This window comes from Microbacterium sp. A8/3-1, from assembly GCF_040267695.1.
In the GTDB taxonomy this organism is placed as follows: domain Bacteria; phylum Actinomycetota; class Actinomycetes; order Actinomycetales; family Microbacteriaceae; genus Microbacterium; species Microbacterium luteolum.
On sequence record NZ_CP158357.1, the window covers coordinates 237,355 to 260,808 of the forward strand.

At 69.2% G+C, this 23,454-nt stretch carries 18 protein-coding genes, 1 rRNA gene and 1 riboswitch; of the genes, 17 read left to right on the forward strand and 2 right to left on the reverse strand.

Features of this window, described 5'->3' with window-relative positions:
• Positions 1-10: 10 nt before the first annotated feature.
• The 12 genes from pheS (at position 11) to argH (ending at position 15,389) form a co-directional block, all read left to right on the forward strand.
• Positions 11-1,051, forward strand: coding sequence for a phenylalanine--tRNA ligase subunit alpha (pheS, locus tag ABS642_RS01245; protein ID WP_282216691.1), 1,041 nt, complete (start codon positions 11-13; stop codon positions 1,049-1,051).
• Complete coding sequence (pheT, locus tag ABS642_RS01250) at positions 1,051-3,570, forward strand: phenylalanine--tRNA ligase subunit beta (RefSeq protein WP_350351960.1); 2,520 nt, start codon at positions 1,051-1,053, stop codon at positions 3,568-3,570. Before pheS ends, pheT begins: the two co-directional genes overlap by 1 nt.
• Before the next feature lie 46 nt (positions 3,571-3,616).
• A complete protein-coding gene (locus ABS642_RS01255; RefSeq protein WP_350351961.1) occupies positions 3,617-4,330 on the forward strand; it encodes a DUF402 domain-containing protein in 714 nt (237 codons plus the stop codon).
• A gap of 69 nt (positions 4,331-4,399) precedes the next feature.
• The gene (locus tag ABS642_RS01260) at positions 4,400-5,368 is read left to right on the forward strand and encodes an NAD-dependent epimerase/dehydratase family protein (protein ID WP_350351962.1); all 969 of its coding nucleotides are present in this window, start codon (positions 4,400-4,402) and stop codon (positions 5,366-5,368) included.
• 6 nt (positions 5,369-5,374) lie between these two features.
• Positions 5,375-5,468, forward strand: a riboswitch (TPP riboswitch).
• Positions 5,460-6,308, forward strand: coding sequence for a hydroxyethylthiazole kinase (gene thiM, locus ABS642_RS01265; RefSeq protein ID WP_350351963.1), 849 nt, complete (start codon positions 5,460-5,462; stop codon positions 6,306-6,308). It overlaps the preceding riboswitch by 9 nt.
• On the forward strand, positions 6,305-8,455 hold the full coding sequence (thiD, locus tag ABS642_RS01270; protein WP_350351964.1) for a bifunctional hydroxymethylpyrimidine kinase/phosphomethylpyrimidine kinase: 2,151 nt from the start codon (positions 6,305-6,307) through the stop codon (positions 8,453-8,455). Before thiM ends, thiD begins: the two co-directional genes overlap by 4 nt.
• 240 nt (positions 8,456-8,695) lie before the next feature.
• Positions 8,696-9,763 carry an N-acetyl-gamma-glutamyl-phosphate reductase gene (gene argC, locus ABS642_RS01275; protein ID WP_350351965.1) on the forward strand — a complete coding sequence of 356 codons (1,068 nt, stop codon included), beginning with the start codon at positions 8,696-8,698 and terminating at the stop codon, positions 9,761-9,763.
• A complete protein-coding gene (gene argJ, locus ABS642_RS01280; protein WP_350351966.1) occupies positions 9,760-10,917 on the forward strand; it encodes a bifunctional glutamate N-acetyltransferase/amino-acid acetyltransferase ArgJ in 1,158 nt (385 codons plus the stop codon). Before argC ends, argJ begins: the two co-directional genes overlap by 4 nt.
• Positions 10,914-11,831, forward strand: coding sequence for an acetylglutamate kinase (gene argB, locus ABS642_RS01285; RefSeq protein WP_282216699.1), 918 nt, complete (start codon positions 10,914-10,916; stop codon positions 11,829-11,831). Before argJ ends, argB begins: the two co-directional genes overlap by 4 nt.
• Positions 11,828-13,033 (forward strand): acetylornithine transaminase, encoded by a 1,206-nt coding sequence (locus ABS642_RS01290; RefSeq protein WP_350351967.1) that lies wholly within the window; start codon positions 11,828-11,830, stop codon positions 13,031-13,033. Before argB ends, ABS642_RS01290 begins: the two co-directional genes overlap by 4 nt.
• Positions 13,030-13,959, forward strand: a complete 930-nt coding sequence (argF, locus tag ABS642_RS01295; protein WP_350351968.1) for an ornithine carbamoyltransferase — start codon at positions 13,030-13,032, stop codon at positions 13,957-13,959. Before ABS642_RS01290 ends, argF begins: the two co-directional genes overlap by 4 nt.
• Positions 13,959-15,389, forward strand: coding sequence for an argininosuccinate lyase (argH, locus tag ABS642_RS01300; RefSeq protein WP_350351969.1), 1,431 nt, complete (start codon positions 13,959-13,961; stop codon positions 15,387-15,389). Before argF ends, argH begins: the two co-directional genes overlap by 1 nt.
• Before the next feature lie 28 nt (positions 15,390-15,417).
• On the opposite strand, the gene ABS642_RS01305 is transcribed toward argH, so the two are convergent.
• A complete protein-coding gene (locus tag ABS642_RS01305; protein WP_350351970.1) occupies positions 15,418-16,002 on the reverse strand; it encodes a DUF1349 domain-containing protein in 585 nt (194 codons plus the stop codon).
• A 59-nt stretch (positions 16,003-16,061) separates the two neighbouring features.
• Between ABS642_RS01305 and ABS642_RS01310 the strand changes: the two genes are divergently transcribed.
• From ABS642_RS01310 to ABS642_RS01325, 4 genes are read left to right on the forward strand one after another with little or no spacing between them, the layout of a single operon-like run.
• A complete protein-coding gene (locus ABS642_RS01310; protein ID WP_350351971.1) occupies positions 16,062-16,706 on the forward strand; it encodes a SatD family protein in 645 nt (214 codons plus the stop codon).
• Complete coding sequence (locus ABS642_RS01315) at positions 16,703-17,512, forward strand: hypothetical protein (RefSeq protein WP_350351972.1); 810 nt, start codon at positions 16,703-16,705, stop codon at positions 17,510-17,512. The genes ABS642_RS01310 and ABS642_RS01315 overlap by 4 nt, the downstream gene beginning before the upstream one ends.
• A gap of 37 nt (positions 17,513-17,549) precedes the next feature.
• Positions 17,550-18,851, forward strand: coding sequence for a tyrosine--tRNA ligase (gene tyrS, locus ABS642_RS01320; RefSeq protein WP_350351973.1), 1,302 nt, complete (start codon positions 17,550-17,552; stop codon positions 18,849-18,851).
• 7 nt (positions 18,852-18,858) lie between these two features.
• A complete protein-coding gene (locus ABS642_RS01325) occupies positions 18,859-19,653 on the forward strand; it encodes a DUF4184 family protein (protein WP_350351974.1) in 795 nt (264 codons plus the stop codon).
• Here ABS642_RS01325 and ABS642_RS01330 read toward each other — a convergent pair.
• Positions 19,638-20,945, reverse strand: a complete 1,308-nt coding sequence (locus ABS642_RS01330; protein ID WP_350351975.1) for a CoA transferase — start codon at positions 20,943-20,945, stop codon at positions 19,638-19,640. The genes ABS642_RS01325 and ABS642_RS01330 overlap by 16 nt on opposite strands.
• A gap of 652 nt (positions 20,946-21,597) precedes the next feature.
• On the opposite strand from ABS642_RS01330, the gene ABS642_RS01335 reads away from it, so the two are divergent.
• A 16S ribosomal RNA gene (locus ABS642_RS01335) occupies positions 21,598-23,122 on the forward strand.
• The last annotated feature ends 332 nt before the right edge of the window (positions 23,123-23,454 follow it).

Here is a 23,454-nt window from a genome sequence, read left to right on the forward strand (position 1 = left end):
CTCGACTCTCGTGTCTGAGTCTCCTGAAATCACCCCGGAAGCGGTCGAAGCAGCCGTCGCGGCGGCGCTGACGGCGATCGCCGCGGCCGCCGATACCGCCGAGCTGAAGGCCGCCCGCGCAGCTCACGTCGCGGAAGGGTCGCCGCTCGCGGTCCTCAACGCGTCGATGCGCCAGGTCGCCCCCGAGAACAAGGCCGCGTTCGGCAAGCTCGTCGGCCAGGGCCGCGGTCAGGTGACGCAGGCTCTCGCCGCCAAGGAGTCCGAGCTCGCGGCCGCCGAGGTCGCTGCGCGTCTCGAGGCGGAGCGGATCGACATCACCGCCGTTCCGTCGCGCACGCGCGTCGGTGCGCGGCATCCGCTCACGCTCCTCCAGGACCAGGTGTCCGACATCTTCGTCGGCATGGGGTGGGAGATCGCGGAGGGACCCGAGCTCGAGCACGAGTGGTTCAACTTCGACGCGCTGAACTTCGACGTGGACCACCCCGCCCGCCAGGAGCAGGACACGTTCTACGTCGACCCGACCTCGCGACACCTCGTCATGCGCACGCACACGAGCCCGGTGCAGGTGCGCTCGATGCTCGACCGCGAGCTGCCGATCTACGTGCTGTGCCCCGGCCGCGTCTACCGCACCGACGAGTTCGACGCGACGCACCTTCCCGTGTTCACGCAGTTCGAGGGCCTCGTGATCGACAAGGGCATCACGATGGCGCATCTGAAGGGCACGCTCGATCACTTCGCGAAGCAGCTCTTCGGGCCCGAGGCCAAGATGCGCTTCCGCACGAACTACTTCCCCTTCACCGAGCCCTCCGCCGAGCTCGACCTGTGGCATCCGACCTTCAAGGGCGGCGCGCGCTGGATCGAGTGGGGTGGCTGCGGAATGGTCAACCCGAACGTGCTCCGCGCGGCCGGGATCGATCCCGAGGTGTACAGCGGCTTCGCGTTCGGCATGGGCATCGAGCGAGGACTGATGTTCCGCAGCGATGTGCAGGACATGCGCGACATGGCCGAGGGCGATGTCCGTTTCAGCGAGCAGTACGGGATGGTGGTGTGATGCGCGTCCCGCTTTCGTGGTTGCGTGAGTACGTCGATCTGGCAGCGGATGCCACGCCGGAGGATGTCCTCGAGGCTCTGGTGACCGTCGGCTTCGAAGAGGAGGACGTGCACCGCTTCGAGATCTCCGGTCCCGTCGTCGTCGGGCAGGTCGTCTCGCTCGAGGCCGAACCGCAGTCGAACGGCAAGACCATCAACTGGTGCCAGGTCGACGTCGGCGAGGCCAACGGCGGTGTCCGCGGGATCGTCTGCGGTGCGCACAACTTCGTCGCGGGCGACAAGGTCGTCGTGACGCTCCCCGGCGCCGTGCTGCCCGGCCCGTTCCCGATCGCGGCGCGCAAGACCTACGGGCATGTGTCCGACGGCATGATCGCCTCGGCGCGCGAGCTGGGCCTCGGTGACGAGCACAACGGCATCGTGGTGCTCTCGGACCTCGGCATCGACGCGCCCGTCGGCACCGACGCGATCGCGCTGCTCGGGCTCGACGACGTCGCCGTCGAGATCAACGTGACGCCCGACCGCGGCTACGCGTTCTCCCTCCGCGGCGTGGCCCGCGAGTACTCGCACGCGACCGGCGCGGACTTCCGCGACCCGGCCGAGCGCGACTTCGCCGAGCTCCAGCCCGGCGCCGGACACACGGCCATCGTCGACGACCAGGCGCCGGTTCGCGGGCGCGTCGGTGCGAGCGAGTTCGTCACGCGCGTCGTGCGCGGTGTCGATCCTTCGCGTCCGACGCCGCCGTGGATGATCGCGCGACTCAGCCTCGCCGGCATGCGCTCGCTCGGAGTGCTGATCGACATCACCAACTACGTGATGCTCGAACTCGGCCAGCCGCTGCACGGCTACGACCTCGACAGGCTCGCCGGCGGCATCACGGTCCGTCGCGCGACGCCGGGGGAGAAGATGAAGACCCTCGACGGCGTCGAGCGCGCCCTGCACGTCGAAGACCTCCTCATCACCGATGACTCCGGTCCGATCGGCCTCGCCGGCGTCATGGGCGGCGGCACGACCGAGATGAGCGAGACCACGAGCAACGTGCTCATCGAGGCCGCGATCTTCGACCCGACGACCATCGCCCGCTCGGCCCGCCGGCACAAGCTGCCCAGCGAGGCGTCCAAGCGCTTCGAGCGCGGCGTCGATCCGCTCGTGCCGTTCGTCGCGGCGCGACGGGCTGCCGACCTCATGGTCGAGCTCGCCGGCGGCACGCTCACGGAAGAGGGCGGCGCGCTGTTCGCCGAGGTCTTCGTCTCGGAGATCGAGCTTCCCGCCGGATTCGTGCAGGGGCTCATCGGCGTCGACTACACCGATGCCGAGATCACCGGTGCGCTGACGACGATCGGCGCGGAGGTGTCCCCTTCGACCGGCTCAGGCACCCAGGGAGGCTGGACCGTCATCCCGCCGACCTGGCGCCCCGACCTCACCGACAAGTGGACGCTCGCCGAGGAGGTCGCCCGTATCCACGGCCTCGACCGCATCCCCTCGGTGCTGCCGACGCCGCCTTCGGGGCGAGGCCTCACCGCGCATCAGCAGGGTCGCCGTCGTGTCGCAGACGCGCTGGCGGCCGCCGGTCTCGTCGAGACGCCGGCGTTCCCGTTCACGACGGAGGCGCAGAACGACCTGCACGGCTCCGCATCCGGTGAGCACCTGCCCAGCATCCGTCTGGCGAATCCGCTCGACGGTCAGTCTCCGTTCCTGCGCCGGTCGCTCATCCCCGGCCTGCTGCAGACCGCGCACCGCAACATCGCGCGCGGGCTGACCGACATCGCGATCTTCGAGACCGGCGTCGTGTTCCTCCCGGAGCCCGGCGTCGAGTACGGCACGGACGACGTGCCGCCGCTCGGTGCTCGTCCCTCCGACGAGAAGCTCGCGGAGTTGAACGCCTCGATCCCGCCGCAGCACAGGCATGTCGCAGCCCTCCTGACCGGCAACGTCTCGCCGCGTCAGCCCGGGCGGGCCGCCGAGCCGGCCGGACTCGTCGAGGCGCTGGACGCCGCGCGCGTGATCGCCGCCGCCGCCGGCGTGGAGATCGATGTCGTCCAGGCCGAGCGCGCCGCTCTGCACCCCGGTCGCACCGGTTCTCTCCGCATCGCCGACGAGACCGTCGGCTACGTGGGCGAGCTGCACCCCGCTGTGGCGGAGGACGCCGACCTGCCGGGGCGCGCGACGGTGCTCGAGCTCGACCTCGATCGCATCCTCTCCCTTGCGGGCGGACGCATCGTCGCCGAGTCGCTCTCGACGTTCACGGCGGCGACGCAGGACGTCTCGCTCACCGTCCCCGCGGATGTCGCGGCAGGCGACCTGCGCGCGGCTCTGGTCGAGGGTGCCGGCTCCCTGCTCGAATCGGTGCGACTCGTCGACGACTATCGCGGCGAGGGCGTGCCCGACGGATCGAAGAGCCTGACGTTCGCGCTGCGCTTCCGCGCCGATGATCGCACGCTCACCGCGGCGGAGGCCACTGAGGCCAAGCTCGCGGGTGTGGCGGTCGCGGCCGAGCGCTTCGGCGCCGCGCTGCGCGACTGAGCGCGGGTTCCGCCGGACAGCGGCGGCGCCGGAGTACCGTGGCGGGATGAGCATCCTCCCCCAGGGCACTCCGGCTGCCGCCCCTGACGATGCGCGACCTCTCGGGGAAGGCCCGTTCCTTCCGCCGGGTGCGCAGATCGACTGGCATTACCGCAAGCCGGGCTGGCAGCCGGGGGAGCCGTCGACCATCTCTCCGATGCGCGTGGTGCGCGACGACGAGAACGGACTGGTCGCCTGGCTCGCACCCGGCACGCTGCAGGAGTCGCAGGGTGCTCCGGACGGGCAGCGCGTGCGCACGGTGCCCCTCGCGCGCCGCTGGCTGGAGGAGCGCACCCGCATCGTCGAGGAGTGGTGGGGCAACGGCGTGCTGCGCATCGCGCCCGCCGGCCTGCCGTGGTCGATCTGGCTGTTCTGGAGCGAGACGACAGGACCGGAGTGGACGTTCGCCGGGTGGTACGTGAATCTCGAGAACGCGCATCTGCGCACCGACCACGACACGTACTCGTCGGATCACATCCTCGACGTGGAGATCGACCCCGACGGTGTGATCCACCTCAAGGACGAGGACGAACTGGCGGCGGCGATCGAACAGGGGCGGCTCAGCCCCGAGCAGGCCGCGCAGATCGAACGCCACGCGGACGCGGCGATCGCCTCGTTCGAGGCGGCGGACTGGCCCTTCGACGCCGAGTGGCTCGGTTGGCGGCCGGATCCCTCGTGGACGATCCCGGAGCTCGCCGGACTCGGGGAGCTGCGCCGCTGAGTGACATGACCTCCCTGCTCTGAGCGGAGAGACCTTCCCTCCGAAGCGGGATGCTGGTGACATGGACCCATGACGGACGTGCTGATCCTGGGTGGGACGGGCTGGCTCTCGGGGCGGATCGCCCGACGATGGCTGGATGCCGGTGCGGCGGTCACCTGCCTCGCGCGCGGTGAGCGGGCCGCGCCCGATGGTGCGGAGCTCGTACAGGGTGATCGCGATGACCCGGAGGTCTACACCGGGCTCACCGTGCGGGACTGGGATCACGTGGTCGATATCTCCTCGAAGGCCGCGCATGTCACCGGCGCCGTCGACGCGCTCGGCGATCGCGCCGCACGCTGGACGTACGTCTCGTCGATGTCGGTCTACGCCGACGACGAGACGGTCGGGGCGGACGAGTCCGCGCCCCGGCATCCGCCGGCCCAGCCGGGCGACGAGTACGAGTACGGCGCGCAGAAGGCCGGGGCGGAAGATGCCGTCGAGACATTGGGCGAGCGTGCGCTCGTCGTGCGGCCGGGACTCATCGTGGGCGCCGGTGACCCGAGCGACCGGTTCGGCTACTGGGCGGCCGCGTTCACGAGAGCAGGCGATGAACCGGTGCTGCTGCCTCCGGTCGATGGCCGCGCGGTGCAGGTCATCGACGTCGATGACCTCGCCGCTTATGTGGTCGCCGCGACCGTGAGCGGTTCCGTCAACACGATCGGCGACGCGAGCCCGCTCGGCCACGTGCTGGAGTCCGTGCGTGCGGCATCCGGACACACGGGCGACACCGTGATCGCCACCGAGGAGTGGCTGCTCGCGCAGGGCGTCGAGTACTGGATGGGGGAGCGCTCTCTGCCGCTCTGGCTCCCGGCGGAGGCGACCGGTTTCATGACTCGTTCGAGCGCGAGGTTTCACGCGACCGGTGGCACGCTCCGCCCGCTCGCCGAGACCATCGCGGATGTGGTCGCCGACGAGCGGACTCGCGGGAGCGACCGCATCCGCCGCGCCGGGCTCACCAGGACAGAGGAGCGCGCGCTGCTGGCCGAGCTCGGTCGCTAGACTTCGAGCAGTGACACGGGGTGCCGCATCCGCGGCTGAGAACAGACCCGTCGAACCTGATCTAGTTCGTACTAGCGAAGGGATGTCGCCCATGAGCGATCGTCTGCGTCCGGAATCCACCATCGACCTCGCGGCTTCGGCCGGGACACTGCTGGGGGTGCTGCGCGAGGCTCCGCCGTTGACGCACTGCATCACCAACGCCGTCGTCACCGGCTTCACGGCGAACGTGCTGCTCGCCGTGGGGGCGGCACCGGCCATGGTCGACATCGTCGGAGAGTCCGGCATGTTCGCCGGGGTCGCCTCCGGCCTGCTGATCAACCTCGGCACCCCGACGCCCGAGCAGCGTGCGGCGAGTGTCGAGGCTGTCGCCGGGGCCACGGCAGCAGGCACTCCCTGGGTGCTCGATCCGGTCGCCATCGGCGCGCTGCCCGTGCGCACCGCCCTCGCGCAGGAACTCGTCGCACAGCGTCCCACCGCGATCCGCGGCAACGCCTCGGAGATCCTCGCGCTCGCGGGCCTCAGCGCGGGCGGCCGCGGCGTGGATGCGACGGACAGCACGGATGCCGCAGCCGATGCGGCTCTGTCGCTCGCGGCGCGCTTCGGGAGTGTGGTGGCCGTCTCCGGTCCTGTCGATCTGATCACGGACGGGCAGCGCGTGCTGCGCATCGCGAACGGCGATGAGCTGCTCACCCGCGTCACGGGCGGAGGCTGCGCGCTCGGCGCGGTGATGGCCGCGTTCCTCGGAGCGGCCGGGCGTGCGGGTGTCGACGCGTTCACCGCCGTCGCCTCGGCCAGCCTCGTCTACACGATCGCGGCGGAGCAGGCCGCGCTCCGGTCGACGGGGCCGGGCAGCTTCGCCGTCGCCCTGCTCGATGCCCTCTCCGCGGTGAGCGCGGCCGATCTCGCCGCCGCCGCCCGTGTCGAAAGCGGCGCGCTGTGAACGCCGATCTCTCGCTCTATCTCGTCACGGACCCCGCGCTCTGCGGCGCACGCGGTGTGGTCGAGACGGTGCGTCAGGCGGTCGACGGAGGCGTGCGCATCGTGCAGCTGCGTGACAAGGCCGCGACCGACGCCGAGATCGTCGACCAGCTGGTCGATCTCTCGCACGCGATAGACGGTCGTGCTCTGCTCGTCGTGAACGACCGTCTGGACGCCGCGATCGCGGCCCGGGAACGCGGGGCGCGGGTGGACGGCGTGCATCTCGGACAGGGGGATGCCTCGGTGCTCCGCGCCCGTGAGGCTCTCGGCCCGGATGCGGTCATCGGGCTGACGGCGAACAGCCCGGCGCACCTCGAGGCCGTGCTCGCGCTGCCGTTCGGCACCGTCGACCACCTCGGCGTCGGGGTCATCCGACCCACGCTCACGAAACCGGACCACCCACCGGCTCTGGGCATCGAGGGCTTCCGGGCGTTCGCCGCCGCGAGTCCGCTGCCGTGCGTGGCGATCGGCGGCGTCGGCATCGACGACACCGAGGCTCTGCGTGAGGCGGGCGCGGCCGGCCTGGCTGTGGTGTCGGCATTGTGCGCGGCCGACGACCCGCGTCGGGAGGCGGCGCAGTTCCGGCGACGCTGGCACGCCGGTGCCGCCCCGCGCATCCTCAGCATCGCCGGCAGCGATCCGTCGGGAGGGGCGGGGATACAGGCCGACCTCAAGTCGATCGCCGCCAACGGCGGCTACGGCATGGCCGTGATCGCCGCCCTGACCGCGCAGAACACCGAGGGCGTCCGCGGCGTGCATGTGCCGCCGGCCGACTTCCTGCGGGCGCAGCTGGAGGCGATGTCGGACGATGTCACGCTCGACGCGGTGAAGATCGGGATGTTGGCCGACGCCGAGGTCATCCGCACGGTGGCTGCCTGGCTCGACGTCGTGCGGCCGCCCGTCGTCGTGCTCGACCCGGTCATGGTCGCGACCTCGGGAGACCGCCTGCTCGATCCGGAGGCGGAGGGGGAGCTGCGACGGCTTCTCCGTCGCGCACACCTCATCACGCCGAACCTCGCCGAGCTCGCCGTGCTGGCCGGCCGCGTCCCGACCGATTGGCCGGACGCGCTCGCCGCAGCCGAGGACCTGTCAGCCGAGGTCGGAGCGATGGTGCTCGTCAAGGGCGGGCACCTGCCGGGGGACGAGGCCCCGGACGCGCTGATCGACGCGCCGCGAGGGCGGCGACAGGAGTTCGCCGGCGCCCGCATCACCACGCGGAACACCCACGGCACGGGCTGCTCCCTGTCGTCCGCGCTCGCCACCCGGCTCGCGAACGGAGAGGACGCGCCGACGGCCGTGGCCGGTGCGCGCGCCTGGCTCCGCGAGTCGCTGCGCGAAGGCGAGGCGTTGCGCGTCGGGCGAGGGCATGGCCCGATCAGCCACTTCGCCGGCCTCTGGGCGCGCGGAGGACTGGACACTCGTCCGACGGCCGAAGAGGTCGCGGCGGACTGGTGGCGGCAGATCTCCGCGACCCGTACGGCGATCGACGAGCTGCCGTTCATCCGCGCGCTCGCGGACGGGACGCTGGCACGGGAGCCCTTCCTGTTCTATCTCGCGCAGGACGCGCTGTATCTGCGCGACTACGCCCGCGTCCTGGCCGAGGCCGCCCGCCTGGCGCCCACCTCCGACGAGCAGGCGTTCTGGGCGAACTCCGCGCACGGCTCCATCGTCGGAGAGCTCGAACTGCACGCCGCGTGGCTGACGCCCTCGCAGGGCGTGGGCGCGGCGACGTTCTCGGCAAGGCCGGCCCCCGCGACGACGGCCTACCTCGACCATCTGCGCTCGGTCGCGTTCGGCGGCGACTATGAAGAGCTCATCGCCGCTGTCCTCCCGTGCTTCTGGCTGTACACGGACCTCGGTCGGCGCCTCCACGCGGGAGAGTTCGGCGCGTACGCGCGCGACCCGCGGCATCCGTACGCCTCCTGGCTCGCGACGTACGCCGACGCCGCGTTCGAAGAGGCGACACGTCGGGCGATCGAGTTCGTCGCGACCGCGGCGGCGGCAGCGGAGCCCGAGAAGAGGGGACGGATGCTGCGAGCCTTCGAGGTGTCGAGCGCACACGAGCTGGCCTTCTTCGCCGCGCCACTGGAGGGTCATCCGGTCGTGTGACGGCGTGGATTTGCGGATGCCGCGCTGCCCGCGCTACTGTCGCGACATGTCTTCGGCCGTCCTCGCTTCGATCACGCTCGTTCCGAGCGTCATCGTCGTGCTCCGACGCCGCGGCGGCCGCCGACTCTAGGCGACCCCGGATCCTGCCTGCGCACGCGCGGCGGTCGAGTGCCGGTGTCGCCGCTCCGGCCCCGCCCATGGTCCCCGATTCCTCGAGGGCCCGACCGTTAAGGTAGAAGCATGACGTATACCGTCGCCGTCTCCGGCGCATCCGGCTACGCAGGCGGCGAGATTCTGCGCCTCCTGGCCGATCATCCCGACATCGAGATCCGCACCGTGACGGCTCATTCGAACGCCGGCCAGCCCCTCATCGACCACCAGCCGCACCTGCGTTCGCTCGCCCACCTCACCCTGCAGGACACGACGCCGCAGATCCTCGCCGGACACGACATCGTGTTCCTCGCGCTCCCGCACGGGCAGTCGGGCCAGTACACCGATGCGCTCGGCGATGTGCCGCTCGTGATCGACGCGGGCGCCGACCATCGGCTCACCTCGCAGCCCGCCTGGGATGCCTTCTACGGCGGCACCTTCCACGACGCCTGGACCTACGGCGTGCCGGAGCTGCTGGTCGACGGCGTGAAGCAGCGCGAACACCTGCGCGGGGCGAGCCGTATCGCGGCCCCCGGGTGCAACGCCTCCACCGTGAGCCTCAGTCTCGCGCCGGGGATAGCGGCGGGAGTCATCGACCCGTCCGACATCGTCTCGGTCCTCGCGGTCGGTCCGTCGGGTGCGGGCAAGAGCCTCAAGAGCAACCTGCTCGCCAGCGAGATCCTCGGCACCGCCAACCCCTACGCGGTCGGCGGCACGCACCGGCACATCCCCGAGATCCGCCAGGCGCTCGCGGCGGCGATCCCTTCGACAGGCTCAGGGCCCCAGGGAGACGACATCCGCATCTCGTTCACCCCCGTGCTGGTGCCCATGTCCCGCGGCATCCTCGCGACCTCGACCGCGCCGATCGTCGAAGGGGCCACCGACGCGCAGATCCGCGACGCCTGGGCGAGGGCCTACGGCGACGAGACGTTCGTGCAGCTGCTTCCCGAGGGGCGCTTCCCGCGCACCGCCGACGTGCTCGGAGCCAACACCGCCCTGATCGGCCTCGCGATCGACCGCGCCGCCAACCGGGTGACCGTCGTCACCGCGGTCGACAACCTCGTCAAGGGCACGGCGGGCGCCGCCATCCAGTCCATGAACCTCGCGCTCGGTCTCCCCGAAGGCCGCGCCCTCTCAGTCAACGGAGTCGCACCATGAGTGTCACCGCCCCCGCAGGATTCGAGGCGGCCGGTGTCGCCGCCGGACTCAAGTCCACCGGCAAGCCCGACGTCGCCGTCGTCGTCAACCGCGGACCGCGCAAGGTCGGGGCTGCCGTCTTCACGAGCAACCGCGCCAAGGCGAACCCGATCATCTGGTCGCAGCAGGCGGTCGCGGACCGCGTCGTCGAAGCCGTGGTGCTGAACTCGGGCGGGGCGAACTGCTTCACCGGAGCATTCGGGTTCCAGACCACGCACCAGACCGCCGAGAAGGCCGCCGAGCTCCTCGGCGTCAGCGCCGGCGACGTCCTGATCTGCTCGACCGGCCTGATCGGCGTCGGCGACGAGGTGTTCCGCGGCAAGGTGCTCGACGGCACCGCGCAGGCGATCGCCGAGCTCAGCGCCGACGGGGGACAGGCCGCGGCCGAGGCGATCATGACCACCGACTCCGTGTCGAAGACGGCGGTCGTCTCCCGGGACGGCTGGACGATCGGCGGCATGGCGAAGGGGGCCGGGATGCTGGCTCCGGGGCTCGCGACGATGCTCGTGGTGATCACGACCGACGCCGTCATCGAGCCGCTCGACGCCGATGCGGCCCTGCGCCGCGCGACCGGGCAGACCTTCGACCGGCTCGACTCGGACGGCTGCATGTCGACCAACGACCAGGTCACGCTGCTCGCCAACGGCGCGTCGGGGATCGCCCCCGACCTCGACGACTTCGCCGCGGCGCTGACCGAGCTCTCGCAGGAGCTCGCCGTGAAGCTGCAGGGCGATGCCGAGGGCGCGAGCCACGACATCACGATCGAGGTGCAGCACGCGGCATCCGAGCAGGACGCCGTCGAGGTCGGCCGCTCCGTCGCCCGCAACAACCTGTTCAAGGCGGCGATCTTCGGCAACGACCCCAACTGGGGCCGCGTGCTCGCCGCGATCGGCACCACGGGAGCCCGGTTCGACCCCTACGACGTCGACGTCTGGATGAACGGCGTCCGGGTGTGCACCGAGGGCGGCCCAGACCGGCCACGCGAGGAGGTCGACCTGTCTCCGCGCGCCACGCACCTGGTGATCGACCTGAAGTCGGGAGACGACACGGCGACGATCCTCACCAACGACCTCACCCACGATTACGTGCACGAGAACAGCGCGTACGCCTCATGACCGACATCCAGGACACTCCCGCCGAAGTCGCCGCGCAGAAGGCGACCACCCTGATCGAGTCGCTGCCGTGGCTCAAGAAGTTCCGTGACCAGATCGTGGTGATCAAGTACGGCGGCAACGCCATGGTCTCGGACGAGTTGCAGGACGCGTTCGCGCAGGACATCGCGTATCTCCGCAACGTCGGAGTGCAGCCGGTGGTCGTGCACGGCGGCGGTCCGCAGATCTCCGACATGCTGCAGCGGCTCGAGATCCCGAGCGAGTTCAAGGGCGGTTACCGCGTCACCAACACCGAGGCGATCAGCGTCGTGCGCATGGTGCTCACGGGGCAGGTCAATCCGCAGCTGGTGTCGAAGATCAACTCGCACGGACCCATCGCGACCGGACTCAGCGGAGAGGACGCCGGGCTCTTCGGCGGACGCCGCCGCGGTGTCGTCATCGACGGGCTCGAGGTCGATCTCGGCCGCGTCGGCGATGTCGTCGAGGTCGACCCGACCCCGGTTCTCGATCACCTCGCGGCCGGACGGGTGCCGGTCGTCTCGAGCATCGCTCCGGACCTCGACCATCCCGGTCAGTCGCTGAACGTCAACGCGGATGCCGCTGCGGCAGCGCTCGCCGTCGCCCTGAAGGCGCGCAAGCTCGTCGTCCTGACCGATGTGCCGGGGCTCTACGCGGACTGGCCCAACCGCGACTCGCTCGTGTCGCACCTGACATCCGCGGAGCTCATCCGGATGCTGCCGACGCTGGAGTCCGGGATGATCCCCAAGATGCGCGCCTGTCTCGAAGCCGTCGAGGGCGGCGTGGACGCTGCGGCCATCATCGACGGACGGGTGCCGCACTCGGTGCTCGTCGAGCTCTTCACCAGCAAGGGAATCGGAACCGAAGTGGTTCTGGGAAAGACGGAGGTGACGGCATGACCGTCTGGCAGGACGATGTGGAGCGCGATCTCGTGCAGAACGCCGGAGACCGGCTCGCACTGCTCACCCGCGGTGAGGGCTCGTACCTGTGGGATGCCGACGGGCGACGCTACCTGGACTTCCTCGCCGGAATCGCCGTGACCTCGCTCGGCCACGCGCACCCGGTGTTCGTCGAAGCGGTCTCGAAGCAGGCCGCGACGCTGGCCCACGTGTCGAACTACTTCGCCACGCCGCCGCAGCTCGCACTGGCGGCTCGGCTCAAGCGCCTCGCCGGTGCCGGCATCGACGGAAGGGTGTTCTTCTCGAACTCCGGTGCCGAGGCGAACGAGGCGGCGTTCAAGCTCGCCCGTCTGCACGGCGGCACCGAGCGCCCGCGCATCCTGGCTCTCGAGAACGGCTTCCACGGCCGCACCATGGGGTCGCTCGCCATGACGGCGAAAGCCTCGATGCGCGCCCCGTTCGAGCCGATGCCCGGTGGCGTGGAGCACATCCCCGCCACGATCGAAGCCCTCGAGGCGGCCATGGATGAGCGAGTCGCCGCGGTCATCGTCGAGCCCATCCAGGGCGAAGCCGGCGTCGTCGAGCTGCCGGAGGGCTACCTGGCCGCGGCCCGCTCGCTGACCCTGGCGCACGGCGCCCTGCTGATCGTGGATGAGATCCAGACCGGGGCCGGACGCACCGGTGCCTGGTTCGGATTCAGCCACGAGGGGATCACGCCTGACGCGATCACCCTCGCGAAGGGCATCGGCGGCGGCTTCCCGATCGGCGCGCTGGTCACCTACGGTGCCGCCAGCAATCTGTTCACACCCGGCTCCCACGGTTCCACATTCGGCGGCAACCCCCTCGCGACCGCGGTGGCCGATGCGGTGCTGACCGAGATCGAGCATGCCGGGCTCGTCGAGAACGCGGCACGCCGCGGGGAGGAGCTGCGCGAGCTGATCCTCGGCCTCGATTCGCCCCTCATCTCCGCGGTCCGCGGCCGCGGCCTCCTGATCGGCGTCGCGCTGAGCGCACCGGTCGCCGGGGCCGTCGTCGCTGCGGCGCAGGAGCGCGGCCTCATCGTGAACGCCGCGAACCCCGAGACGGTGCGCATCGCGCCCGCCCTCACGATCGGCGACGACGAGCTCGCCGCGTTCCGCGAGCTGTTCGCCGCCGCACTCGCCGATGTCTCCGCATCCGTCCCTGGAAAGGTTTCCGCATGACCCGCCACCTGCTGCGTGACGACGACCTCACGCCCGCCGAGCAGGCGGAGATCCTCGATCTCGCCATCGAGCTGAAGAAGGACCGTTGGGCCGACAAGAGCCTGGCCGGTCCGCAGACCGTCGCGGTGATCTTCGACAAGTCCTCCACGCGCACCCGCGTCTCGTTCGCGGTGGGCATCGCCGACCTCGGCGGCTCGCCGCTGATCATCTCGACCGCGAACAGCCAGCTCGGCGGCAAGGAGACGCCCTCCGACACCGCCCGTGTGCTCGAGCGTCAGGTCGCGGCGATCGTGTGGCGCACCTACGCGCAGGCAGGACTCGAGGAGATGGCGGAGGGCACGCGGGTCCCCGTGATCAACGCCCTCTCGGACGACTTCCACCCCTGCCAGCTGCTCGCCGACCTGCTCACGATCCGTGAGCACAAGGGCGAGCTGAAGGGGCTCACGCTCACCTTCTTCGGCGACGGGCAGAGCAACATGGCGCATTCCTATGCGCTGGCCTGTGTGACGGCCGGCATGCACGTCCGCATCGCGTCTCCGGCGGACTACGCGCCGCGCGCCGATGTGATCGAGGCCGCCGATCGTCGCGCCGCGGAGACCGGCGGATCCATCGCGCTCTACACCGACCCGGTCGAGGCCGCTGCCGGCGCCGACGTCGTGGTCACCGACACGTGGGTGTCGATGGGCAAGGAGGAGGAGAAGATCGCGCGCATCCGCGATCTCGGCGGATACAAGGTGACGCCGGAGACGATGGAGCTCGCGGACCCCGAGGCGATCTTCATCCACTGCCTTCCCGCCGATCGCGGCTACGAGGTGGACTCCACCGTCATCGACGGACCGCAGAGCGTCGTCTGGGACGAGGCCGAGAACCGCCTGCACGCGCAGAAGGCCCTGCTGGTCTGGCTGCTCGGGAAGAAGGACGCGTGATGACCGACCCCACGCACGAAGGCACCAACGAAGGCGCGCTCTGGGGTGCCCGTTTCGCCACCGGCCCCTCACCGGAGCTCGTGGCGCTCAGCCGCTCCACGCATTTCGACTGGATCCTCGCGCCGTACGACATCGCCGGCTCGCATGCGCATGCGACCGCGCTCGCCGCCGCCGGCTATCTCGAACCCGATGAGGCCGAGCGGATGCACGCCGGGCTCGATGCCGTGGCGCGCAAGGTCGCGGACGGCACACTGCTTCCGGTTCCGACGGACGAGGACGTGCACGGTGCGCTCGAGCAGGCGCTGATCGCGGAGCTCGGGCCGGAGCTGGGCGGACGGCTGCGCGCCGGCCGCAGCCGCAACGACCAGATCGCGACCCTGGTGCGCATGTACCTGATCGACCACGCCCGGGTGATCGCCCGCGACATCCTGCGGGTCATCGACGCCCTCGTCGCGCAGGCCGAGGCGCACCCCGACGCGATCCTCCCCGGGCGCACGCACCTGCAGCATGCGCAGCCCGTGCTGCTCGCCCATCACCTGCAGGCGCACGGCTGGCCGCTGGTGCGTGAGCTCGAGCGACTCGTCGACTGGCGTCGTCGCGCCGGTGTCTCGCCCTACGGCGGGGGAGCGCTGGCCGGATCGACCCTCGGGCTCGACCCGGCGCTCGTCGCGACCGAGCTCGGTCTCGACCGTCCGTCGGAGAACTCGCTCGACGGCACCGCCGCGCGCGACGTCGTCGCGGAGTTCGCCTTCATCGCCGCGATGACCGGTGTCGACATCTCGCGCCTCGCGGAGGAGATCATCCTCTGGAACACGCGCGAGTTCGGCTTCGTCACGCTCGACGACGGCTACTCGACCGGGTCGAGCATCATGCCGCAGAAGAAGAACCCCGACATCGCCGAGCTCGCCCGCGGCAAGTCAGGCCGGCTCATCGGCAACCTGTCCGGCCTGCTGGCGACCTTGAAGGGACTGCCGCTCGCGTACAACCGCGACCTGCAGGAGGACAAGGAGCCGGTCTTCGACTCGGTGCAGACGCTCGAGGTGCTGCTCCCGGCCTTCGCCGGCATGATCGCCACCCTGCGCTTCGACACGGAGCGGATGGCGGCGCTCGCGCCCCAGGGCTTCTCGCTCGCGACCGACGTGGCGGAGTGGCTCGTGAAGCAGCGGGTTCCGTTCCGTGACGCGCACGAGATCTCCGGCGCCCTGGTGCGTGCGTGCGAGGAGCAGGGGATCGGCCTGGAGGACGCGTCCGACGAGCTGCTGCTCTCGGTGTCGCCGCATCTCGTTCCCGCCGTGCGAGAGGTCCTCACGATCGAGGGATCCGTGGCGTCGAGGACCGGCGTCGGCGGCACCGCACCGGTGCGGGTGACCGAGCAGCGGGCCGAGCTCGTCGCCCGGGCGCAGGCCGCGGCGCACGCCCTCGGGCTGTAGGGCGTGCGCCGGGCCGGTGCAGGCCGGCTCAGTGCAGGTCGACGTCCGCCGCGGAACGGGTCCACCGGGTGAACCGCACGGTGAATCCGGCACGGGTCGGGGCGGCGAGGAGCGGACCGGCGGATGCCGCGGCCGTGCCGTCGAACGGAGCGACGCGCACCAGGCGCCAGGGGCCGTCGTCGGCACGAGCGCGGACGATCACGGCATCCGTCCACCGGCTCACGCGCACCGTGATCTCGCTCTCGAGCCACTCGTCCACATGTCCCACCGACCAGTCCGAGCCGCCGGCGGTGACGACGGCACCGAGTCCCAGGTGGTCGTCGGCGTACTCGACGCCGGCTTTCATCCAGTGCTCGGCGTCGATCCGTACGAAGACGCCGGCTTGATCGAACTGCCCGTCCCATGGTGCGCGGAAGGAGACCTCCATCGCCTCCCCGACGGCCAAGGGGGCGAGGAGGGCGTGCTCGGTGTCGTGGACGAAGCCGTAGGCGGTGTGTCGCCAGGCATCGCTGCCCTCGACGGCGGTGACCTCGAGCGCGTCGGTCTCGGTCACGGTCTGCGGGTCGTTGGTCCAGGTCCCGGCATCCCAGGCGATGATGTGCGATTCAGGCATGTTCCCAACATATAGCCATTCAGGGCATAAAGTGAAGTTATGCGTGTTATGGTTATGCCATGGTCATCGCCGTACTCGCTGACATCGTGGGCTCTCGCAAGCTCGATGATCGCACCGCCGCGCAACAGGTGCTGGACGAGACCATCGCGCAGGTCGAAGCCGACCTCCCGCTGGCCACTCAGTCGCTGACACCCACGGTGGGGGATGAGCAGCAGGGCGTCTATCGAGACCTCGGCGACGCTCTGGTCTCCCTCCTCATGATCCAGCTGCGGCTGCCCGACGGGATCGCCTTCCGGTTCGGCGTCGGCGTGGGGGAGGTCTCCGCGGTCGAATCCGTGCACGGCGAGCTCGCCGACGGCCCGGGGTGGTACGCGGCGCGGGCGGCGATCGACATCGTGCACGCCCGCGAAGGACGCGCCATACCGCGAGCGCGCACCTGGATTGTCGGAGCCCCGGGGCAGGATGAGGTCATGGAGAGCACGATCGCGGCGTCGAACGCCTACCTCCTCGTGCGTGACGAGCTGGTCGGCGCGATGAGCGAGCGCGAGCGTCGCCTGACCTATGGCCGCCTGATCGGCAGGTCGCAGCATGAGCTCGCCGACGAGGAGGGCATCTCCCAGCCGAGCGTCTCGAAGTCGCTGCGCAGCGCAGGGGCCGCGGCGGTCCTCGAAGGAGTAGCCGTCCTGCGAGGAGGATCCGCATGATCATCGCCGGATTCGTGCTCCTCGCCGTCGGCGCCGTCGACCTCGTCCGCCAGTTCGCGCCCCGTCGTTGGATCGGGTACCTGACCGTGGCCGTGCTGCTGCTGCTCCTGGGCAGCGTCAGCGACGCGCTGCTGCCGATGATCGCCGCGCTCGTGGTCGGTGCGCTCTGGGTCTGGTCGATGCCCGACGAGCGGAGGGCTCCGTTGGGCTTCTGGCCGGCGGTCCTTCTCGGTGTCCTGAGCGTCGGCGCGGTCGTGTCGCTCGGCGCGCGGGCGGATGCCGGGCTCATCGGCGACGTCTGGAGCCTGCGATCGCCCTTCGGCGACGTCTCGTTCGATCTCGCGATGCTCGTCCTCGGCGCGGGAGTCTTCCTCTTGGAGTCCTCCAATCTCGTGGTGCGCGCCGCGCTCGACGGCGAGCACACGTGGCGACCCGCCGATCCGGAGCCGGCCGTCCCCGTCGTCCCGGAGCCGACGACGCCGGTCCCGCTGGTACCGCCGGTCGGCGATGGGACGGATGCCGCTGTCGATGCGGCACCGACCAAGCCCGCCGATCCTCGTGGCGGCTTCAAGGGCGGACGCCTGATCGGCCCGCTCGAGCGCACGATCGTGATGATCCTCACCCTCGCCGCGGCTTACCCCGTTCTGGCCGCGATGCTGGCGGCGAAGGGCATCGTCCGCTTCCCGGAGATCTCCCGCGACGGCGAGACCGGTGCCCGCGCCGAGTACTTCCTCGTCGGCAGCCTCGTCAGCTGGGTCATCGCACTGAGCGCCGCTTTCCTCGTCTGGTGGGCGGCGCACAGCTGAGACCGAGGCGAGGTCGCGCGCTGATAGCCTGGAGCGCGTGTCAACTCCCGCTCTGACGACCGCGACTCCGGCGATCGACCCCACGTTCGAGAACGTGTGGGACGAACTGCTGTGGCGCGGGCTCGTCCATGTGTCCACCGACCAGGAGGCGCTCCGCGCCCTTCTCGCCGGAGACCCGATCACGTATTACTGCGGGTTCGATCCGACAGCGCCGAGCCTGCACCTCGGGAATCTCGTGCAGCTGCTGACGATGCGTCGCCTCCAGCTGGCAGGTCACAAGCCGCTGGGGCTCGTCGGCGGGTCCACCGGTCTCATCGGAGACCCGCGGCCCACGGCCGAGCGCACCCTGAACACGCGAGAGACCGTCGCCGAATGGGTCGACCGGCTGCGCACGCAGGTGGAGCGGTACCTCAGCTTCGACGGCGACAACGCCGCGCGCATGGTGAACAACCTCGACTGGACGGCGCCGATGTCGGCGATCGACTTCCTCCGCGAGATCGGGAAGCACTACCGTGTCGGCACGATGCTCAAGAAGGATGCCGTCGCGGCGCGGCTGAGTTCCGACGAGGGCATCAGCTACACCGAGTTCAGCTACCAGATCCTGCAGGGCATGGACTACCTCGAGCTGTACCGCCAGTACGGCTGCGTGCTGCAGACCGGCGGCTCCGACCAGTGGGGCAACCTCACCAGCGGCACCGACCTCATCCGTCGTGCCGAAGGGGTGTCCGCGCACGCCATCGGCACGCCGCTCATCACGAACAGCGACGGCACGAAGTTCGGCAAGAGCGAGGGCAACGCGATCTGGCTCGACGCCGAGATGTGCAGCCCGTACCGGATGTACCAGTTCTGGCTGAGCACCGCCGATGCCGACGTCATCGAGCGGCTGAAGGTCTTCACCTTCCTCAGCCGCGCCGAGATCGAGGAGTACGCCGCGCTGGTCGAGTCGGAGCCGTTCCGTCGCGCCGCGCAGAAGCGTCTCGCCCTCGAAGTCGTCGCCACGGTGCACGGCATCGATGCGACCGCCGCCGTGATCGCGGCATCCGAGGCATTGTTCGGGCAGGGCGACCTGACCGCTCTGGATCCGTCGACGCTGCGCACCGCGCTCGAAGAGCTTCCGAACGCGACGGTGGCCGCCGGCACGCCGGTGGTCGAAGCGCTGGTCGCGACCGAGCTCGTGTCGAGCCTGGGCGAAGCCCGACGTGCGATCGCCCAGGGCGGCGTCTCGCTCGACGGCGAACGCGTCGAGGACGAGGCGGCCACGGTTCAGGGTTCTCTTCCCGGCGGAGTCTCCGTGCTCCGCCGCGGCAAGAAGACCCTCGCGGGCGTCTTCATCGGCTGAGCAGCGGATGCCGTTCACGCCGAGTCACGCGGTCGTCGCGCTGCCCTTCATTCGCACGCCGCTGGTGCCGGCGGCGATCGCGATCGGTGCGATGACTCCTGATCTCCCGCTGTTCGTGCGCGGCGTCGGGCTGGACTACTCGTTCACCCACACCTTCGCGAACGTCGTGTGGACCGCGGCCGTGGCACTCGTGCTGTTCGTCCTCTGGCGCGCGGTGCTGCGTCCCGCCGTTCCGGAGCTCGCTCCGCGATGGCTCGCGCGACGTCTCCCCGAGGAGTGGTCCGTCGGCGCGGTCGAGGCCGCCGGACGAGCGGTGGGTGTGGGGGAGAAGCGCGTCTATCCGCTGCTGCTCGCCGTCTCGCTCATCCTCGGGGTGCTCTCGCACATCCTCTGGGATCTGTTCACGCACGAGGGACGATGGGGCGTGCAAGCGCTCCCCGCGCTCGCCGAGATGTGGGGTCCGCTCACCGGCTTCAAGTGGCTCCAGCACGGCTCGAGCGCGCTCGGGCTCGTGATCATCGGCGTGTGGGCGCTGCTCTGGCTGCGTCGGCATGATGCGCGTCCGGCCCTCTCGCAGCGGTTGCCGCATGGTGTCCGCGTCACGTGGTGGCTGTCGCTGCCCGTGATCCTGATCGCGGCGTGGGTCATCGGTCTGGTCGTCCTCGGACCGCTCGACGCGGAGTTCACCGTGCAGCACCTGGCGTATCGGGTTCTTCCCCCGGCGTGCGCGCTGTGGGGTGCCCTCACCCTGGTGCTGTGCGTCGTCCTGTCTCTGAGTCGGCGCTCTCACCAGCCCGGCTGATCCGCTCCCCAGGGGCGGGGCGCCGCGAACTCGAGGCCGGGAAGTGCCGGCTTCGCCGTCACCAGCTCGACATCACCGATGGAGAAGTGGGCGATGTGCGCTGCCGGATCGACTGCGACCTCGGCACCCGGCTCGGCTCGGCGCGGCATGCCGAGAAGCTCGGCGGCGACGCGTCGCAGCGACGTCTGCACCCACCACGAGCCGCCTTCGATCGCGCGGCGGCGCAACAGCATCGTGATCGCGGCAGCCAGCAGATACCCCGCGCTGTGGTCGAGCGCCTGAGCGGGCAGTGCTCCCGGACGCTCGCCGTCCGGGGACTCGATGAGCGCGATTCCCGACTCGGCCTGCACGAGGCTGTCGAAGCCCGCCCGTTGCGGATGGTCCGCGCCCCAGGCGCTGAGCTGGGCCACGACCAGTCCCGGATGCCGCCGCAACAATGACTGCGGATCGAGTCCGAGCCGGTCGAGCGCGGCGGGCCGGTACCCGAGAACCACGGCATCCGCTTCGGCGAGCAGCTCGTCGAACCGTGCGGATCGCGCATCCAGCAGGGTCGAGCGCTTGCCGTGGCCGGTGTCGAGGTGCTGCCATTCGGGTTCGAGCAGCCCTGGAGGGTCGACCCGCAGCACGTCGGCACCGAGCAGGGCGAGTGTGCGAGTGCAGACCGGACCTGCGATCACACGTGTGAGATCGAGGATGCGGATGCCCTCGAGCGGGCGCGATGCCGACCCGGGAAGGACAGCGCGCGGCGCAGCGGGGGAGTCGTATCCGCGGACGTCGAGCAACGGTGTCTGGCGGAGGGCGGCGTCCAGGGCAGGATGCTCCGCCATGACGGCGACGGCGAGTCCGCCTTCTGCGCTTATCGCCTCGATGGCTTCCGCTGACGTCAGCGCGGCAAGGGCGTCGCGCACGTCCGTGGCCTCCGCCGTGTCGCCCAATCGCAGTCCGGCACGAAGGCCGGCGGCATGATGCGGGTAGTTGCCGTGCGTGCGGATCCAACCGTCGGCCGTCTGCCAGAACCCCGAGAGTGCGGCCCACACCGGGGGAGCGGTGCCGTCGATCGTGAGGACGCGGTCGCTCCGGTACGCGGTGGCGATCCGGCCGGGGTCGAGCATCGATGGGTTCCGGCCGGCTGCGAGGGTCGCGGCACCGACGCTCGCCCAGGCGAGTCGGCCGGTGGCGAGGCGCGAAGGGAGCGGGACCGCCGTGGCCGGCTCGGCGACACCGTCGAGTGCCCGGGCTTCCCCGTCGAGCTCGCGCCAGACGCGGGAGAGGAGCGCGAGTCCCGCACTCACTCGGAGTCCTCGTCGACGCTGAGGAGGGACCGTCGTGCGGTGAGCATGAGCATGGCGCGATCGTACTCCTGACGCCCCAGGAGGCGGAAAACCCGCCTGATCCGGACAAACCGTCTGGCGAAGGCCGACGACACGCCCGGGGGTACTGCCTCGATTTGCCAGAACCCCGGAATCCACGTAACTTATTACTTGTTCGCCCCACAGGGAAGCGGAGAAGCCCAGAGCTTCACCCCCCTCAAGCGGAGAACCACTCCCGATCCTCTCTCACTTGAGAGATCAGACGCTTGCGTCTAGGATGGGAGGTCCACCCCTTCTGCAACTGGAATCGGCTGCGCAGCGGATCTACGATCCGCGCCGCGCGCTGATTTGACAAGCGAGTCGGGATGGCTAAGATAGAGAAGTTGCCCTTCGGGCCTGGCTGTGATGGCTGGGTCGTGGGAGCATCCGATCCTTGAGAACTCAACAGCGTGCACTTGTCAAATGCCAAATTATCCTCGTTCAGTCGTTTTTCGGCTGGGTGAGAATTCCTTTGGATCAAAGACCAACCTCCTTGTGGGGTTGGCATTCGGATGAAGTCAGCAATGAATTTGTCTCTTTGGTCAGCATCAAACTCGCTGCGTCACCGTTTTCCCGGTGGGGTATGCATTTCTTTTTTACGGAGAGTTTGATCCTGGCTCAGGATGAACGCTGGCGGCGTGCTTAACACATGCAAGTCGAACGGTGAACACGGAGCTTGCTCTGTGGGATCAGTGGCGAACGGGTGAGTAACACGTGAGCAACCTGCCCCTGACTCTGGGATAAGCGCTGGAAACGGCGTCTAATACTGGATATGTGACGTGACCGCATGGTCTGCGTCTGGAAAGATTTTTCGGTTGGGGATGGGCTCGCGGCCTATCAGCTTGTTGGTGAGGTAATGGCTCACCAAGGCGTCGACGGGTAGCCGGCCTGAGAGGGTGACCGGCCACACTGGGACTGAGACACGGCCCAGACTCCTACGGGAGGCAGCAGTGGGGAATATTGCACAATGGGCGCAAGCCTGATGCAGCAACGCCGCGTGAGGGATGACGGCCTTCGGGTTGTAAACCTCTTTTAGCAGGGAAGAAGCGAAAGTGACGGTACCTGCAGAAAAAGCGCCGGCTAACTACGTGCCAGCAGCCGCGGTAATACGTAGGGCGCAAGCGTTATCCGGAATTATTGGGCGTAAAGAGCTCGTAGGCGGTTTGTCGCGTCTGCTGTGAAATCCGGAGGCTCAACCTCCGGCCTGCAGTGGGTACGGGCAGACTAGAGTGCGGTAGGGGAGATTGGAATTCCTGGTGTAGCGGTGGAATGCGCAGATATCAGGAGGAACACCGATGGCGAAGGCAGATCTCTGGGCCGTAACTGACGCTGAGGAGCGAAAGGGTGGGGAGCAAACAGGCTTAGATACCCTGGTAGTCCACCCCGTAAACGTTGGGAACTAGTTGTGGGGTCCATTCCACGGATTCCGTGACGCAGCTAACGCATTAAGTTCCCCGCCTGGGGAGTACGGCCGCAAGGCTAAAACTCAAAGGAATTGACGGGGACCCGCACAAGCGGCGGAGCATGCGGATTAATTCGATGCAACGCGAAGAACCTTACCAAGGCTTGACATATACGAGAACGGGCCAGAAATGGTCAACTCTTTGGACACTCGTAAACAGGTGGTGCATGGTTGTCGTCAGCTCGTGTCGTGAGATGTTGGGTTAAGTCCCGCAACGAGCGCAACCCTCGTTCTATGTTGCCAGCACGTAATGGTGGGAACTCATGGGATACTGCCGGGGTCAACTCGGAGGAAGGTGGGGATGACGTCAAATCATCATGCCCCTTATGTCTTGGGCTTCACGCATGCTACAATGGCCGGTACAAAGGGCTGCAATACCGCGAGGTGGAGCGAATCCCAAAAAGCCGGTCCCAGTTCGGATTGAGGTCTGCAACTCGACCTCATGAAGTCGGAGTCGCTAGTAATCGCAGATCAGCAACGCTGCGGTGAATACGTTCCCGGGTCTTGTACACACCGCCCGTCAAGTCATGAAAGTCGGTAACACCTGAAGCCGGTGGCCTAACCCTTGTGGAGGGAGCCGTCGAAGGTGGGATCGGTAATTAGGACTAAGTCGTAACAAGGTAGCCGTACCGGAAGGTGCGGCTGGATCACCTCCTTTCTAAGGAGCACTTGGAGTCTTCGGACTTCCAGAACCCAGATCGAAGGCATACGTTCTTCGCTGGGAGCTCATGGGTGGAACATTTGACATGACATCAAGATCTGATCTTGGAGCTAGTACGTCGTTCTTCGGAGCGGTTGGAAGGTTCTGGGTGAGGGGGCGGGTGTCTGCACGCTGTTGGGTCCTGAGGGACCGGATGCGCACTGGCCTTCGGGTTGGGTGCACAGTCGGTTACTCTGGACCTTTTGTCGTTTCCCCGGTTTGGGGTGGCGTCAAGGGGTACCGCCCGTACTTTGAGAACTACACAGTGGACGCGAGCATCTTGCAGCAGC